Below are 13,982 nucleotides of genomic sequence, written 5' to 3' on the forward strand. Positions count from 1 at the left end.
TGCGTCATATAGGAGCGGCGGCGACCACCACGATTTTCCTTTAAGAGGGCTTCTAAGCCACCACTTAGATAGCGATTCAATAAGTTTCGGACTGTCTGATGGACAAAACCTACTGATTTAGCTACGGATGTTAAATTATGGCATTCAGAATAAAGAATGAGTGCCTGTATTTTTCTATGATGCGGAGCATTATTTTTATCTTTAAGTGCTTGCTTTAATTCTTCGACTTGTGTTTGGGTAAGTTCTTTTGTCATAATACTATTATAACGCTATTTATGATTTTTGTTAAGTATTACTAAATTTTTTCAAAAAGTTTTGTTCTGCAGGAATGTCTATTTTCCTATCTAGCCTATGCTTTGCTCTGATTCATGTTAATCATTTTACACTAAGTGAACTTCTGGGTGTTTTACCGCACTTTATGTCAGGTCTTGTTTTTGCTTACACCTATCATAAAACAGACAATCTTTTATTTTCATCTGCTGTACATATCTTTAACAATGCAAGCATATTTTTATTGATGTGATATTTCTTTTCTAAGTGAAATTTACTCTGATAAAACCAACTCTCTTTATAGGGGTTGGTTTTATTGCGTCATTTAACTATATTTACTCGTGGTGCTAATTGATAAAAAATCCCAAATTATAAGCAAAAATCTTCCGCTCCAGCTCATTTTGAATTCCAGATAAAGATTTAGCGATAGGGTGTTCAATATTAAACTCTGAATTTAATATTGAAAACGTGTTTCAATCGTTTTTCTAATAGCTAGGAGTTTTCCCGTTTGTTGTGTTCCTTAACTCCCCTCATATTTGCGAGAAGCGGTGTTCAAAGTGTTACATGCCTACTCTCAAAATCTTCCTTTAAGGCTTTGCTTAGATAACCTAAATCAGCTAGAACATTGGGAGCCTCTAAACCATCCAAAAGCTCTTTAGCAAGCTTGAAGGTCATGAACAGATGCAGGTGTGACAATATGATTCAAAATGTACCCCGACTCTGTGACTGCCATGTGGACTGTAAAGGTATAAAACCACATTCTCTTTGAAGCATTATAGCCAATATCTGCAAATCCCTCTAATAGCTTATCTCTAGTATTTCTGATACCTTACATTTTGAGATATTTTTCCGATGAGTGCACTCCACTGGGGCCACTTTTTGATAAAGACTTTGACAAATTTTTCAACATTGTGATAAAGATAGTTGAAGATAAGTATGTTTAGGATTATAATGTAAGTGCTCATTTGGATGACCTCCTGTTTGTTTCGTCACTTGCAGTATAGTCCCAATGGGTTATTTTTGTTAATCGAAATCAACTAACACCACGGGTTAGATAAATGTTACAGGAATAATTCAAATTAGAAAATTTGTAGTATAGAAAAAGCCGAGTAATGGGTTCTTTAATTTGTTTATTTCAGCGTTTTAAGAAAATTTCTTATTTCCTCATTCACCACAGCAGGATTATCACATTGGAGTTGTGAGCAGCGCCAGCAATCCAGACCAAAGGATAGCCTGTGCACTTTGCCCATTCCTTATTGTAGACTTTAACCTTTCCCGTCTTATCTTTTTTACCAACAATTAGTAAAACAGGACAGAGAATGTCACACTCTCTGTTATCATCAAGAAAGGCAGTGTAATTAAGTCCCATCAAGTGGCAGAGCTCGGACTTGCCATAGTCTGCAATCATTGCAGCCATATTTTTCCGACCTGCGTCAGTCAGAGCAGTTTGCTTTGCGATAGAGGATTTCAAGAGTTTTTCTGGAAATAATTTTGCCATCCACTCAATCTGCCTGAGCCACCATTTATCAGACGTTGAATAATAATCCCCGTAAGGCGTCGAATCAATGGCCACAAAAGCTTTTACCAAATATGGATGCGACAGATAAAGGCCTGCGCGATAAAACCTCCCATAGACTGACCAATGAGAATAACAGATGACAATCCGCATTCATCAAAAATAGCTTTCATGCCTTATACCATATTCTCGTAGGTAAAGGCAATATAGGGACGGGATTCCCCGTGAGCAGGTGCATCCCATGCAATGATATTGTAGCTGCCTTCAAAAGCAGGAAACTGCTACTCAAACATGGTGCCGCCAGCCAGATCCCGTTAAAACCTAAGCTTGTATGCGACAGAAAAACAGCCAACGGAACTTGCAGAAAACAGAAAGTGATGATAGAAGCAATTAATGGCAGCAAGGATTTTCCATAACCTAATAACAAACCATTTAGTACCTGCATGGCGCCAAAAATAAAGTAGAAAACGGAAACAATCCGCAAATAATTTTGTCCAATCCAAACAATGGTTTTGCTATGATTAAAAAGAATAATAAAGTGGGGAGCAAAACTATAGATAAGCACGGAAATGGCAATGGAAATCAATAAAGTTGTTATTAAAGCACTCTTGCCACCTTTTGTAATTCTTTTTTGCTTACCCGCTCCCTCATTCTGAGCTGTAAAATTCATCAGAGCTTGACCCAAATTAATAGCTGGCATTTCCGCAAAAGCATCTACTTTAGAAGCTGCAGTATAAGCTGCAATAGCGCTGGTACCAAAACCATTAACCAAAAATTGAATAACCAGAAAACCTAAACTGATAAAAACTTGCTGCAACATGGCAGGAAATCCAATGGCTAAAGAATGCTTTAAAATACGCCGCCTCCATTTCAGATGAAAAAAGTTAGGAACCAACTCAGGATAATATTTGTGCATATAAAGCAAGCATACGACAAAAGAAAATAACTGAGCTATCGCAGTAGCCAGAGCGGCTCCAACAAGGCCGTAGGCAAAGCCTTTTATGAAAAGGAGGTCTAACAAGGTGTTTAATAAGACAGAGCTAATTAAAATAGTAGTTGGTGTTTTAGAATCCCCCAGACCTCTTAAAATATTGGCTAGGGTATTGTAAGCAAAGAGAAAAGGCAGACCCAACAAAGTAGTTTTTAAATAAGCGCTCACATCAAAAAGTAAATGAACTGGAACATTTAATAATTTTAAAAGAAAATCAGAACAAAACAAAGTTAAAATCATTAACAAAGTAGAAAAAAGACTATTAAAAATAAGATTAGTATCAATAACCTCTTTCATATCTTTATTTTTCTTAGCACCATAAAGCTGGAAAATAATAACACTTGCACCGATAGACATTCCCGTGGATACAGAAATAGTTAGAGCAACTATTTGAGTGCTGGATCCAACAGCAGACAAACCTCTTGCTCCCACAAGATTACCAACAATAACAGTATCTATAATATTATAAAATTGTTCAAATAAATTTCCCAAGAAAATAGGAAGTGAGAAAATTAAAAGTACTCTCCATTCCTTTCCTTTTGTTAAATCCATCATTTTTTCCTTCCTTCAAAAGTGGTATAATAAAAATACCATACAATTCATACAATAATTATAAAGAAAAATGGTCTGCAAAGATTGCTAATATTGTATGCCAGACAATTTTAAGGAGAAAGAATGCCTGTTAATTCATTTGAAAATTATCCCATGACTTGGAAACCTGATAAAAATTTACTAAAAACACCTTTATATCTTTCTTTGGCTGAGCTTTTAGAGCAAGATGTTATAACAGGACGTCTACCTATCAGAACACAACTTCCGTCACAGAGAGAACTGGCAGATTTCTTGGATATTAATTTGAGCACTGTTACAAGGGCTTTTAAAATTTGCACACAAAAAGGACTCATACATGCTATTATCGGCAAAGGCACCTTTGTCTCACCCAATCCTTCTATTCCTTTATCTTCCCTAAAAAAAGACAAGACTTGTATTTGCCTCAGCGTTTTACGTCCTTATTATCAGCTAAATCATATTATCTCCGATGTATCCAGAAAATTACTCCAAAGCCAGTCGGTTGACCGCCTGTTTGAATTTGATGCCAGTCAAACGGAGCAAAGACAGAAAATAATCGCTCAAAACTGGCTACAAAAATTTCAAGTTAATACTTCCGTGGATAATATTTTACTGACCTATGGCAGTCAAAATGCCTTAGCTGTTGCATTTTTAAGCCTTTTTAAAGCTGGCGATAAGATTGCAGTAGACAGTTTTACCTACACCAATTTTATTGCTTTAGCTAATCAATTCCATATTGAATTAATTGCATTGAAAAGTGATAATAAAGGGATTTTAGCAGAGGATTTAGCTATAAAAGTGAAACAACATAATCTTAAGGCACTCTATCTCGTTCCCACTTCAAATAATCCAACTGCTGTTGATTTAACACTAGAACGCCGAAAGCAACTAGCAGACATCATTGTCAAAAATCATCTCCTATTGATAGAAGATGATACTTACGCTTTCACGAATGTTACGAAAATACCACCATTTGCTCGGATAATTCCTCAATATACGATTTATATTCATGGATTATCAAAATCTTTATTTGCAAGTCTGCGTCTAGCTTATATGGTTGTACCTGATAACTTAAGTAACCTCTTTATAAAAACAGCTAATACGCTTAATATTCATATTCCTTTATTCAATGCTCAGATTGTAAATGAACTTATTGTCAGTGGTAAGGCCAACCAAGTTATTGAAAGGAAAAAGCTCTTGACCAAGGAACGCAATACACTTTATCGCCAATATTTCCCAGAATCTGCTTCTGCTAATTCTTATGCTTTATTTCAATGGTTGTCTTTACCTAAACATATAGATGGCTATGCCTTTGAGAAACTTGCCAAACAAGAGGGGATTGAGGTTCTGTGTGCAGAACGTTTCTTTACGGGGAGCTTGATAGAGCAATCAGCCATACGTATAGCTATTTGTTCCCCAGATACTGTAGAAGAACTGGAAGAAGGATTAATCATCCTAAAAGCTCTGCATTCACGAATGCAAAAGAGATAAATCTTCACTAGTCAAATGGAAAACGAGACAACTGTGCTCAAACAATCATAACAGACCAAAGCGAATATCGTCGAAAATGTTATTTGGGTGTGCCAAGACAGCTTAGATTGTGGACTTTGGTATAACTACGAACTTATTGAGTTCGACTTGATAAATGAGCTTCAAATAAAACGCGGGAAATAAAAAAGGCTTCAAATAAAAATTTTAAAAAAGCTTGCAAAGGCCTGTGAAATCTGGTATTATATACTGGTGCTGTAAAAAAAAACAGCTTTAGCTATGATGCAAGAGGTTGCGACACGCTCGGTTGCATTGCCACGCAATAGCGTGTTGGTTTTCTTGAGGAGCTAGCCTATTATCTTAAATAGACGAAAAGGAGAAAAAGATGGCAAACAAAAAAATCCGTATCCGTTTAAAAGCCTACGAGCATCGTACACTGGATACAGCGGCAGAAAAGATCGTTGAAACTGCGACACGTACAGGTGCTACAGTTGCTGGACCAGTTCCACTTCCAACTGAGCGTAGCCTTTACACAATTATTCGTGCGACACACAAATACAAAGATTCTCGCGAACAATTTGAAATGCGTACGCACAAACGTCTTGTTGACATCATTAACCCAACACAAAAAACGGTTGACGCTTTGATGAAGCTTGACTTGCCAAGCGGTGTTAATGTAGAGATCAAACTTTAATCGTTTGAAAAGCAAGTAAGAAGTAGGTTCGGATGTAACTGAACGCAGGCTGAACTCTGTGTGAGAAAGACAAATCTTTCTAGAAAGTAATGTTTCTTCGTCGGTTTTCTTGTTTTTACATTGAGTTTGAGTCTTCAGTATCTTAGCTTTGAGCACAAAAAACGCTCGTTAAAAACTTTTTTGAGCATGAAAAACGCTCATAAAAAACTTTTTAAATACAAATAAGAAAAGGAAATATTTTCTCATGACAAAAGGAATCTTAGGGAAAAAAGTGGGAATGACTCAAATCTTCACTGAAAACGGTGAATTTATCCCTGTTACTGTCATCGAAGCGACTCCAAACGTTGTGCTTCAAGTGAAAACTGTTGAAATAGATGGTTACGAAGCAGTTCAAGTTGGTTTTGATGACAAACGTGAAGTATTGAGCAACAAACCTGCCAAAGGCCATGTAGCAAAAGCTAACACTGCTCCTAAGCGCTTCATTCGTGAATTCAAAAACATTGAAGGCTTGGAAGTTGGACAAGAAATTACAGTTGAAACTTTCGCAGCTGGTGATGTTGTTGATGTAACTGGTACATCTAAAGGTAAAGGGTTCCAAGGTGTTATCAAACGCCATGGCCAATCACGTGGACCTATGGCTCACGGTTCTCGTTACCATCGTCGTCCAGGTTCTATGGGACCTGTTGCGCCTAACCGTGTTTTCAAAAATAAGCACTTGGCAGGACGTATGGGTGGCAATCGTGTAACCATTCAAAATCTTGAAATTGTACAAGTTATTCCTGAGAAGAACGTTATCCTAATCAAAGGTAACGTACCAGGTGCTAAGAAATCTCTTATCACTATCAAATCAGCTGTTAAAGCTGCTAAATAATAAGAAAGGAGAAAACAGTTAAAATGGCAAACGTAAAACTATTTGACCAAACTGGTAAAGAAGTTAGTTCAGTTGAATTAAACGACGCTATCTTCGGTATCGAACCAAACGAATCAGTAGTATTTGATGTCGTCATCAGCCAACGTGCTAGCCTTCGCCAAGGGACTCATGCAGTTAAAAACCGCTCAGCAGTATCTGGTGGCGGACGTAAACCATGGCGTCAAAAAGGAACTGGACGTGCGCGTCAAGGTTCTATCCGCTCACCACAATGGCGTGGTGGTGGTGTTGTCTTCGGACCTACTCCGCGTTCATATGGATACAAACTTCCACAAAAAGTTCGTCGCCTTGCTTTGAAATCAGTTTACTCAGCAAAAGTTGCTGAAGATAAATTTGTAGCTGTAGAAAGCCTTTCATTTGCAGCTCCAAAAACTGCTGAATTTGCAAACGTACTTTCAGCGCTTAACGTTGATTCAAAAGTACTTGTAATCCTTGAAGAAGGAAATGAATTTGCAGCGCTTTCTGCACGTAACCTTCCAAACGTAACGGTTGCAACTGCAACTACTGCAAGTGTTCTTGACATCGTGAACGCAGACAAACTTCTTGTTACTAAAGAAGCAATCTCTACAATTGAGGAGGTTCTTGCATAATGAATTTGTATGACGTAATCAAAAAACCAGTTATTACTGAAAAATCTATGTACGACCTCGAAGCAGGGAAATACACATTTGAAGTTGACACTCGTGCACACAAACTTTTGATCAAACAAGCTATCGAAGCAGCGTTTGACGGAGTTAAAGTTGCGAACGTGAACACTGTAACGGTTAAACCTAAAGCTAAACGCGTAGGGCGTTACACAGGTTTCACAAGCAAAACTAAAAAAGCTATCATCACTCTTACAGCTGATTCTAAAGCAATCGAGTTGTTCGCAGCTGAAGCTGAATAATCTAAGGAGGAATTAACGTGGGTATTAAAGTTTATAAACCAACGACAAATGGCCGTCGTAACATGACTTCTTTGGATTTTGCTGAAATCACAACAAGTACTCCTGAGAAATCATTGCTTGTTTCACTTAAAAACAAAGCTGGTCGTAACAACAACGGTCGCATTACTGTACGTCACCAAGGTGGCGGACACAAACGTCACTACCGTTTGATTGACTTCAAACGCAACAAAGACGGCGTTGAAGCAGTTGTTAAAACTATCGAGTATGATCCAAATCGTACAGCTAACATCGCTCTCGTACACTACACTGACGGTGTGAAAGCTTACATTCTTGCACCAAAAGGTCTTGAAGTAGGTCAACGTATCATTTCTGGTCCAGATGCAGATATTAAAGTTGGTAATGCACTTCCACTTGCAAATATCCCAGTTGGTACAGTTATCCACAATATTGAACTTCAACCAGGTAAAGGTGCCGAGTTGATTCGTGCCGCTGGAGCTTCTGCTCAAGTGCTTGGTCAAGAAGGTAAATATGTTCTGGTTCGTCTTCAATCAGGTGAAGTTCGTATGATTCTCGGAACTTGTCGTGCTACAATCGGTACAGTTGGTAACGAACAACAATCACTTGTTAACTTGGGTAAAGCTGGTCGTAGCCGTTGGATGGGTATTCGTCCTACTGTTCGTGGTTCTGTAATGAACCCTAACGATCACCCACACGGTGGTGGTGAAGGTAAGGCACCAGTTGGACGTAAAGCACCGTCTACTCCTTGGGGTAAACCTGCGCTTGGTCTTAAAACTCGTAACAAAAAAGCTAAATCTGACAAACTTATTGTTCGTCGCCGTAACGAAAAATAGGCGGCCGAGCAGAAGGTTGTTAAAACTTCGTAGCGAGACCCCCGCACAGTTGACGAGGAAAATAGCAAGTTGAAAAATGCCGCTATTTGACCGTCAACCACTGCGCCGGTCGGTTATGATAAATCCGCCAGCTCGGTAGGGTAAGTTGGGTTATTCTCCCAGCTCCCAAGCCGCTGTGGTACTATATTTAAAGGAGAAAACTACACAATGGGACGTAGTCTTAAAAAAGGACCTTTCGTCGATGAGCATTTGATGAAAAAAGTTGAAGCTCAAGCAAATGACGAAAAGAAAAAAGTAATTAAAACTTGGTCACGTCGTTCAACGATTTTCCCAAGTTTCATCGGATATACAATTGCAGTTTATGATGGACGTAAACACGTACCAGTTTACATTCAAGAGGACATGGTAGGTCACAAACTTGGTGAATTTGCGCCAACACGTACTTACAAAGGTCACGCTGCAGACGATAAGAAAACACGTCGTTAATAGGAGGAGGACACAATGGCAGAAATTACTTCAGCTAAAGCAATGGCTCGTACAGTGCGTGTTTCACCTCGTAAAACACGTCTTGTGCTTGATCTTATCCGTGGTAAGAAAGTTGCTGATGCAATCGCAATCTTGAAATTCACTCCAACTAAAGCTGCTACAGAAGTTGAAAAAGTTCTTAACTCAGCTATTGCAAATGCTGAAAACAACTTTGGGTTGGAAAAAGCTAATTTGGTAGTATCTGAAACATTCGCTAACGAAGGACCAACAATGAAACGTTTCCGTCCTCGCGCGAAAGGTTCAGCTTCACCAATCAACAAACGTACTACACATATTACTGTAGTAGTTGCAGAAAAATAAGGAGGTAAAATCGTGGGTCAAAAAGTACATCCAATTGGTATGCGTGTCGGAATCATCCGTGACTGGGATGCGAAATGGTATGCTGAAAAAGAATACGCGGATTACCTTCATGAAGATCTTGCAATCCGTAAATTCATCAATAAAGAATTGGCTGACGCTTCGGTTTCAACTATCGAAATTGAACGTGCAGTAAATAAAGTAATTGTTTCACTTCACACTGCTAAACCAGGTATGGTTATCGGTAAAGGTGGAGCTAATGTTGACGCTCTTCGCGTTCAACTTAATAAGTTGACTGGAAAACAAGTTCACATCAATATCATCGAAATCAAACAACCTGATCTTGATGCTCATCTTGTTGGTGAAAACATTGCTCGTCAACTTGAGCAACGTGTTGCTTTCCGTCGCGCTCAAAAACAAGCTATCCAACGTACAATGCGTGCAGGTGCTAAAGGAATCAAAACTCAAGTATCTGGTCGTTTGAACGGTGCTGATATCGCTCGTGCTGAAGGTTATTCAGAAGGAACAGTTCCACTTCACACACTTCGTGCAGATATCGATTATGCTTGGGAAGAAGCTGATACTACATACGGTAAACTTGGAGTTAAAGTTTGGATTTATCGTGGTGAAGTTCTTCCAGCTCGCAAAAACACTAAAGGAGGCAAATAACAGATGTTAGTACCTAAACGTGTTAAACACCGTCGCGAATTCCGTGGAAAAATGCGCGGTGAAGCTAAAGGTGGTAAGGAAGTCGCATTTGGTGAATACGGTCTTCAAGCCACTACTAGCCACTGGATTACAAACCGTCAAATCGAAGCTGCCCGTATTGCGATGACGCGTTACATGAAACGTGGCGGTAAAGTTTGGATTAAAATCTTCCCACACAAATCATACACTGCTAAAGCTATCGGTGTACGTATGGGTTCTGGTAAAGGGGCGCCTGAAGGTTGGGTAGCACCAGTTAAACGTGGAAAAGTTATGTTTGAAATTGCTGGTGTATCTGAAGAAGTCGCACGTGAAGCACTTCGTCTTGCGAGCCACAAATTACCAGTTAAATGTAAATTCGTAAAACGTGAAGCAGAATAAGGAGAGCACATGAAACTTCAAGAAATTAAAGATTTTGTTAAAGAGCTTCGTGGACTTTCTCAAGAAGAACTTGCTAAGAAAGAAAACGAACTTAAGAAAGAACTTTTTGAACTTCGTTTCCAAGCAGCAACAGGTCAACTTGATCAAACTGCGCGTTTGAACGAAGTGAAGAAGCAAATTGCACGTGTTAAAACTGTGCAATCAGAAAACAAATAATAGATTGGGAAAGGAGAAATTCTAATAATGGAACGTAATCAACGTAAAACCCTTGTTGGACGTGTCGTATCTGACAAGATGGATAAAACAATCACTGTTGTAGTTGAAACAAAGCGTAACCACCCAGTCTATGGTAAACGTATCAACTATTCAAAAAAATACAAAGCACATGATGAAAATAATGTTGCCAAAGAAGGCGATATCGTACGTATCATGGAAACTCGTCCACTCTCAGCTACAAAACGCTTCCGTCTTGTAGAAGTTGTGGAAGAAGCTGTTATTATCTAAACAAACTAAAAGGAGAAAATTGGAATGATTCAACAAGAAACTCGCTTGAAAGTTGCTGATAATAGCGGTGCCCGTGAAATTCTCACCATCAAAGTTCTTGGTGGTTCAGGACGTAAATTCGCTAATATCGGTGATATCATCGTTGCATCTGTAAAACAAGCTACTCCTGGTGGAGCGGTTAAAAAAGGTGACGTGGTTAAGGCTGTTGTTGTTCGTACAAAAACTGGTGCTCGTCGTGCAGACGGTTCATACATCAAATTTGACGATAACGCTGCGGTAATCATCCGTGAAGACAAAAATCCTCGCGGAACTCGTATCTTCGGTCCTGTTGCACGTGAATTGCGTGACGGTGGCTTCATGAAGATTGTTTCACTTGCACCAGAAGTACTTTAATTTATAATTATAAAAAAGCAAACTTAGTCCCCTGACGTTTGTCAGGGTGCCCATTTGGGCGTAAGAAAAAATAGGAGAAATACTCACATGTTTGTAAAAAAAGGCGACAAAGTTCGCGTTATTGCTGGTAAGGACAAAGGTGTTGAAGCTGTAGTTCTTAAAGCTCTTCCAAAAGTTAACAAAGTAATTGTTGAAGGTGTTGCAATTGTCAAAAAGCACCAAAAACCAAACAATGAAAACCCTCAAGGTGCTATTGTAGAAAAAGAAGCACCAATCCATGTGTCAAACGTCCAAGTACTTGACAAAAATGGCGTTGCGGGCCGTGTTGGTTACAAAGTTGTAGATGGCAAGAAAGTTCGTTACAACAAAAAATCAGGCGAAGTACTTGATTAATCACGAAGGAAAGGAGAAGCATAATGGCAAATCGCTTAAAAGAAAAATATACTAATGAAGTTGTTCCTGCGTTGACTGAAAAATTTAACTATTCTTCAGTAATGGCTGTGCCAAAAGTTGAGAAAATCGTTCTTAACATGGGTGTCGGTGATGCTGTATCAAACGCTAAAAATCTTGAAAAAGCTGCTGCTGAGTTAGCACTTATCTCAGGTCAAAAACCACTTATTACTAAAGCTAAGAAATCAATCGCTGGCTTCCGTCTTCGTGAAGGTGTAGCGATCGGTGCAAAAGTAACCCTTCGCGGTGAACGCATGTACGAATTTTTGGATAAATTGGTTACTGTTTCACTTCCACGTGTGCGTGACTTCCATGGTGTTCCAACAAAATCTTTTGACGGACGTGGTAACTACACACTTGGTGTGAAAGAACAATTGATCTTCCCAGAAATTAATTTCGACGATGTTGATAAAGTACGTGGTCTTGATATTGTTATCGTTACTACTGCTAACACTGACGAAGAAGGACGTGAATTGCTTAAAGGCCTTGGAATGCCTTTTGCAAAATAATTTAGGAGGTAAATCAATTGGCTAAAAAATCTATGATTGCTAAGAACAAACGTCCAGCGAAGTTCTCTACGCAAGCTTACACACGTTGCGAAAAATGTGGTCGTCCACATTCAGTTTACCGCAAATTTAAACTTTGCCGTGTTTGCTTCCGTGAATTAGCATACAAAGGACAAATCCCAGGCGTTACCAAAGCTTCTTGGTAAAAATAAGATGTGAGAGCGTTAAGCAACCAACGCAAAGATAGGAGATTTGACGAAGAAGTTTACTTCTAGGAAAATCTATCTTCTTTGCTAAGGTTGTAGCTCGAACTCAATTAAATGATGATGCAAAGGACGTGAAAAAATCCGTATGAAAATAGGAGGCTGCCGCAGAAGTCATTAGACTTTGAGAAAGCCTATCTTTTTCACTAGGATTTTAGTCCGTGCTCAAAAATTATGATACTAAGCCCGTGGTGAACAAAGCAAAATTAGGAAATCGAGGATGCTTGCAAATGAGTCGATTTATCTATTTTGCACAGTTCATAGGGCGAGTTCAAATTAGCTTTTCGTCTGAGAAGCATACAACCAGCCCACTTGGGCGACATTAACTAGCAAGTGCAACTTGCAAACTACTAGTAAGAGGAGAAATTTAAAATGGTTATGACTGACCCAATCGCAGACTTTCTGACACGTATTCGTAATGCTAATCAAGCAAAACACGAAGTGCTTGAAGTACCTGCATCAAACATCAAAAAAGGGATTGCTGAAATCCTTAAACGCGAAGGTTTTGTGAAAAACGTTGAAATTATTGAAGACGACAAACAAGGCATTATCCGTGTATTCTTGAAATATGGCCAAAACGGTGAACGTGTTATCACTAACTTGAAACGTGTTTCAAAACCAGGTCTTCGTGTTTACTCAAAACGTGAAGATATCCCTAAAGTTCTTAACGGACTTGGAATCGCAATCATTTCAACATCAGAAGGTCTTTTGACTGACAAAGAAGCACGTCAAAAGAACGTTGGTGGAGAAGTTATTGCTTACGTTTGGTAATTAGATGATACCAAGAGCGTAGTGAACCAAGTGAAAATAGGAAATCAAACAAAGAATACTTACATTCTAGTTTGACTTATCTTTTTCACACAGGTCACAGCTCGGGTTCAAATCAGATTTTCTGATTATTTAGTATCATGAAACCAAATTAGAACAAGATTCACTAATTGAATACGCCTACAACTCTTTGAAAAAAGTGAAAAGCAGTTTCAGAAATGTTCACTTTATGCGTCGTAAACGTCTGAACTTTCTCTGCCCTTCGGTCAGGAAAGCCCTAGTCGTTCTGACGAGGGTGCGTCTACGAAATCAAAGATTTCGAACTTACCGCTTATTTTTCTTCGAGTTGCTTAACGGCTTTGTATCTTGTTCACCCCGTGAAAACTAGTCGCTTGACGGCTTGATAATTTAACAGGAGAAATAAATATTATGTCACGTATTGGTAATAAAGTAATTACGTTGCCTGCTGGTGTTGAAATTACTAATAACGATAACGTTGTTACTGTAAAAGGACCTAAGGGCGAACTCACTCGTGAGTTTAACAAAAACATTGAAATCAAAGTTGAAGGCAATGAAGTTTCACTTCATCGTCCAAACGACTCAAAAGAAATGAAAACAATTCATGGTACGACTCGTGCTAATTTGAACAACATGGTTGTTGGTGTTTCTGAAGGTTTCAAAAAAGCACTTGAAATGAAAGGTGTTGGTTACCGTGCACAATTGCAAGGTACTAAGCTTGTTCTTTCAGTTGGTAAATCTCACCAAGATGAAGTTGAAGCTCCAGAAGGTATCACTTTTACAGTAGCTAACCCAACTTCAATCGAGGTTGCAGGTATCAACAAAGAAGTTGTTGGTCAAACTGCAGCTTACATCCGTAGTCTTCGTGCTCCAGAACCGTATAAAGGTAAAGGTATCCGCTACGTTGGTGAATATGTACGCCGTAAAGAAGGTAAAACAGGTAAATAATAGTTTGAG

General features: G+C 38.8%; 22 protein-coding genes and 1 pseudogene. 19 read left to right on the plus strand and 4 right to left on the minus strand.

All coding sequences use genetic code 11. From position 1 onward, the window contains the following. The coding region (locus tag A3I7_RS0110775) for a helix-turn-helix domain-containing protein (RefSeq protein WP_018376766.1) at positions 1–254 on the minus strand (254 nt) is incomplete at its 3' end. 50 nt (positions 255–304) lie between these two features. On the opposite strand from A3I7_RS0110775, the pseudogene A3I7_RS14930 reads away from it, so the two are divergent. Beyond that, positions 305–523: pseudogene (locus A3I7_RS14930) on the plus strand (lysostaphin resistance A-like protein); the annotation flags it as partial. Between the two features lie 402 nt (positions 524–925). Here A3I7_RS14930 and A3I7_RS14935 read toward each other — a convergent pair. From A3I7_RS14935 to A3I7_RS0110795, 3 genes are all read right to left on the minus strand, one after another. After that, positions 926–1,096: a transposase gene (locus tag A3I7_RS14935; RefSeq protein WP_425423224.1), complete on the minus strand. Its 171-nt coding sequence runs from the start codon at positions 1,094–1,096 to the stop codon at positions 926–928. A gap of 342 nt (positions 1,097–1,438) precedes the next feature. Next, positions 1,439–1,843, minus strand: a complete 405-nt coding sequence (locus A3I7_RS0110790) for a hypothetical protein (protein WP_169333813.1) — start codon at positions 1,841–1,843, stop codon at positions 1,439–1,441. A gap of 112 nt (positions 1,844–1,955) precedes the next feature. After that, entirely contained in the window at positions 1,956–3,332 is a 1,377-nt protein-coding gene (locus A3I7_RS0110795) for an MATE family efflux transporter (protein WP_018376769.1), read from the minus strand. Between the two features lie 120 nt (positions 3,333–3,452). Here A3I7_RS0110795 and A3I7_RS0110800 point away from each other — a divergent pair, with 120 nt between their 5' ends. The 18 genes from A3I7_RS0110800 (at position 3,453) to rplF (ending at position 13,973) form a co-directional block, all read left to right on the plus strand. Continuing rightward, a complete protein-coding gene (locus tag A3I7_RS0110800; protein WP_018376770.1) occupies positions 3,453–4,838 on the plus strand; it encodes an aminotransferase-like domain-containing protein in 1,386 nt (461 codons plus the stop codon). A gap of 382 nt (positions 4,839–5,220) precedes the next feature. Continuing rightward, a complete protein-coding gene (gene rpsJ, locus A3I7_RS0110805; protein WP_001284518.1) occupies positions 5,221–5,529 on the plus strand; it encodes a 30S ribosomal protein S10 in 309 nt (102 codons plus the stop codon). 244 nt (positions 5,530–5,773) lie between these two features. Next, positions 5,774–6,400 (plus strand): 50S ribosomal protein L3, encoded by a 627-nt coding sequence (rplC, locus tag A3I7_RS0110810; RefSeq protein ID WP_018376771.1) that lies wholly within the window; start codon positions 5,774–5,776, stop codon positions 6,398–6,400. Positions 6,401–6,423: 23 nt separating this feature from the next. Continuing rightward, positions 6,424–7,047, plus strand: a complete 624-nt coding sequence (rplD, locus tag A3I7_RS0110815; protein WP_018164515.1) for a 50S ribosomal protein L4 — start codon at positions 6,424–6,426, stop codon at positions 7,045–7,047. Further along, positions 7,047–7,343 carry a 50S ribosomal protein L23 gene (locus A3I7_RS0110820; RefSeq protein WP_018376772.1) on the plus strand — a complete coding sequence of 99 codons (297 nt, stop codon included), beginning with the start codon at positions 7,047–7,049 and terminating at the stop codon, positions 7,341–7,343. Before rplD ends, A3I7_RS0110820 begins: the two co-directional genes overlap by 1 nt. 17 nt (positions 7,344–7,360) lie before the next feature. Further along, a complete protein-coding gene (gene rplB / locus A3I7_RS0110825) occupies positions 7,361–8,194 on the plus strand; it encodes a 50S ribosomal protein L2 (protein WP_018376773.1) in 834 nt (277 codons plus the stop codon). Positions 8,195–8,401: 207 nt separating this feature from the next. Continuing rightward, on the plus strand, positions 8,402–8,680 hold the full coding sequence (gene rpsS / locus A3I7_RS0110830; protein ID WP_000533765.1) for a 30S ribosomal protein S19: 279 nt from the start codon (positions 8,402–8,404) through the stop codon (positions 8,678–8,680). A gap of 15 nt (positions 8,681–8,695) precedes the next feature. Further along, positions 8,696–9,040: a 50S ribosomal protein L22 gene (gene rplV / locus A3I7_RS0110835; RefSeq protein ID WP_018164518.1), complete on the plus strand. Its 345-nt coding sequence runs from the start codon at positions 8,696–8,698 to the stop codon at positions 9,038–9,040. Between the two features lie 12 nt (positions 9,041–9,052). After that, entirely contained in the window at positions 9,053–9,706 is a 654-nt protein-coding gene (gene rpsC, locus A3I7_RS0110840) for a 30S ribosomal protein S3 (RefSeq protein WP_018376774.1), read from the plus strand. A gap of 3 nt (positions 9,707–9,709) precedes the next feature. After that, positions 9,710–10,123 carry a 50S ribosomal protein L16 gene (gene rplP / locus A3I7_RS0110845; RefSeq protein ID WP_018376775.1) on the plus strand — a complete coding sequence of 138 codons (414 nt, stop codon included), beginning with the start codon at positions 9,710–9,712 and terminating at the stop codon, positions 10,121–10,123. A gap of 9 nt (positions 10,124–10,132) precedes the next feature. After that, a complete protein-coding gene (gene rpmC / locus A3I7_RS0110850) occupies positions 10,133–10,339 on the plus strand; it encodes a 50S ribosomal protein L29 (protein WP_018376776.1) in 207 nt (68 codons plus the stop codon). A 27-nt stretch (positions 10,340–10,366) separates the two neighbouring features. Further along, entirely contained in the window at positions 10,367–10,627 is a 261-nt protein-coding gene (gene rpsQ / locus A3I7_RS0110855) for a 30S ribosomal protein S17 (RefSeq protein WP_002885836.1), read from the plus strand. Between the two features lie 24 nt (positions 10,628–10,651). Beyond that, positions 10,652–11,020 carry a 50S ribosomal protein L14 gene (gene rplN, locus A3I7_RS0110860; RefSeq protein ID WP_018376777.1) on the plus strand — a complete coding sequence of 123 codons (369 nt, stop codon included), beginning with the start codon at positions 10,652–10,654 and terminating at the stop codon, positions 11,018–11,020. Between the two features lie 87 nt (positions 11,021–11,107). After that, positions 11,108–11,413: a 50S ribosomal protein L24 gene (gene rplX, locus A3I7_RS0110865; protein ID WP_018376778.1), complete on the plus strand. Its 306-nt coding sequence runs from the start codon at positions 11,108–11,110 to the stop codon at positions 11,411–11,413. Between the two features lie 23 nt (positions 11,414–11,436). Further along, a complete protein-coding gene (gene rplE / locus A3I7_RS0110870) occupies positions 11,437–11,979 on the plus strand; it encodes a 50S ribosomal protein L5 (protein WP_018376779.1) in 543 nt (180 codons plus the stop codon). A gap of 17 nt (positions 11,980–11,996) precedes the next feature. Continuing rightward, the gene (locus A3I7_RS0110875; RefSeq protein WP_001085697.1) at positions 11,997–12,182 is read left to right on the plus strand and encodes a type Z 30S ribosomal protein S14; all 186 of its coding nucleotides are present in this window, start codon (positions 11,997–11,999) and stop codon (positions 12,180–12,182) included. Between the two features lie 429 nt (positions 12,183–12,611). Continuing rightward, on the plus strand, positions 12,612–13,010 hold the full coding sequence (gene rpsH, locus A3I7_RS0110880) for a 30S ribosomal protein S8 (RefSeq protein WP_018376780.1): 399 nt from the start codon (positions 12,612–12,614) through the stop codon (positions 13,008–13,010). A 426-nt stretch (positions 13,011–13,436) separates the two neighbouring features. After that, on the plus strand, positions 13,437–13,973 hold the full coding sequence (rplF, locus tag A3I7_RS0110885; RefSeq protein ID WP_018376781.1) for a 50S ribosomal protein L6: 537 nt from the start codon (positions 13,437–13,439) through the stop codon (positions 13,971–13,973). The last annotated feature ends 9 nt before the right edge of the window (positions 13,974–13,982 follow it).

Source organism: Streptococcus orisratti DSM 15617, assembly GCF_000380105.1.
Taxonomy (GTDB): Bacteria; Bacillota; Bacilli; order Lactobacillales; family Streptococcaceae; genus Streptococcus; species Streptococcus orisratti.

Coding starts and splice junctions, on each gene's coding strand:
- A3I7_RS0110795 (WP_018376769.1), bottom strand. CDS start 3,332: ATGATGGATTTAACAAAAGGAAAGGAATGGAGAGTACTTTTAATTTTC.
- A3I7_RS0110800 (WP_018376770.1), top strand. CDS start 3,453: ATGCCTGTTAATTCATTTGAAAATTATCCCATGACTTGGAAACCTGAT.
- rpsJ (WP_001284518.1), top strand. CDS start 5,221: ATGGCAAACAAAAAAATCCGTATCCGTTTAAAAGCCTACGAGCATCGT.
- rplC (WP_018376771.1), top strand. CDS start 5,774: ATGACAAAAGGAATCTTAGGGAAAAAAGTGGGAATGACTCAAATCTTC.
- rplD (WP_018164515.1), top strand. CDS start 6,424: ATGGCAAACGTAAAACTATTTGACCAAACTGGTAAAGAAGTTAGTTCA.
- A3I7_RS0110820 (WP_018376772.1), top strand. CDS start 7,047: ATGAATTTGTATGACGTAATCAAAAAACCAGTTATTACTGAAAAATCT.
- rpsS (WP_000533765.1), top strand. CDS start 8,402: ATGGGACGTAGTCTTAAAAAAGGACCTTTCGTCGATGAGCATTTGATG.
- rplV (WP_018164518.1), top strand. CDS start 8,696: ATGGCAGAAATTACTTCAGCTAAAGCAATGGCTCGTACAGTGCGTGTT.
- rplP (WP_018376775.1), top strand. CDS start 9,710: ATGTTAGTACCTAAACGTGTTAAACACCGTCGCGAATTCCGTGGAAAA.
- rpmC (WP_018376776.1), top strand. CDS start 10,133: ATGAAACTTCAAGAAATTAAAGATTTTGTTAAAGAGCTTCGTGGACTT.
- rpsQ (WP_002885836.1), top strand. CDS start 10,367: ATGGAACGTAATCAACGTAAAACCCTTGTTGGACGTGTCGTATCTGAC.
- rplN (WP_018376777.1), top strand. CDS start 10,652: ATGATTCAACAAGAAACTCGCTTGAAAGTTGCTGATAATAGCGGTGCC.
- rplX (WP_018376778.1), top strand. CDS start 11,108: ATGTTTGTAAAAAAAGGCGACAAAGTTCGCGTTATTGCTGGTAAGGAC.
- rplE (WP_018376779.1), top strand. CDS start 11,437: ATGGCAAATCGCTTAAAAGAAAAATATACTAATGAAGTTGTTCCTGCG.
- rpsH (WP_018376780.1), top strand. CDS start 12,612: ATGGTTATGACTGACCCAATCGCAGACTTTCTGACACGTATTCGTAAT.
- rplF (WP_018376781.1), top strand. CDS start 13,437: ATGTCACGTATTGGTAATAAAGTAATTACGTTGCCTGCTGGTGTTGAA.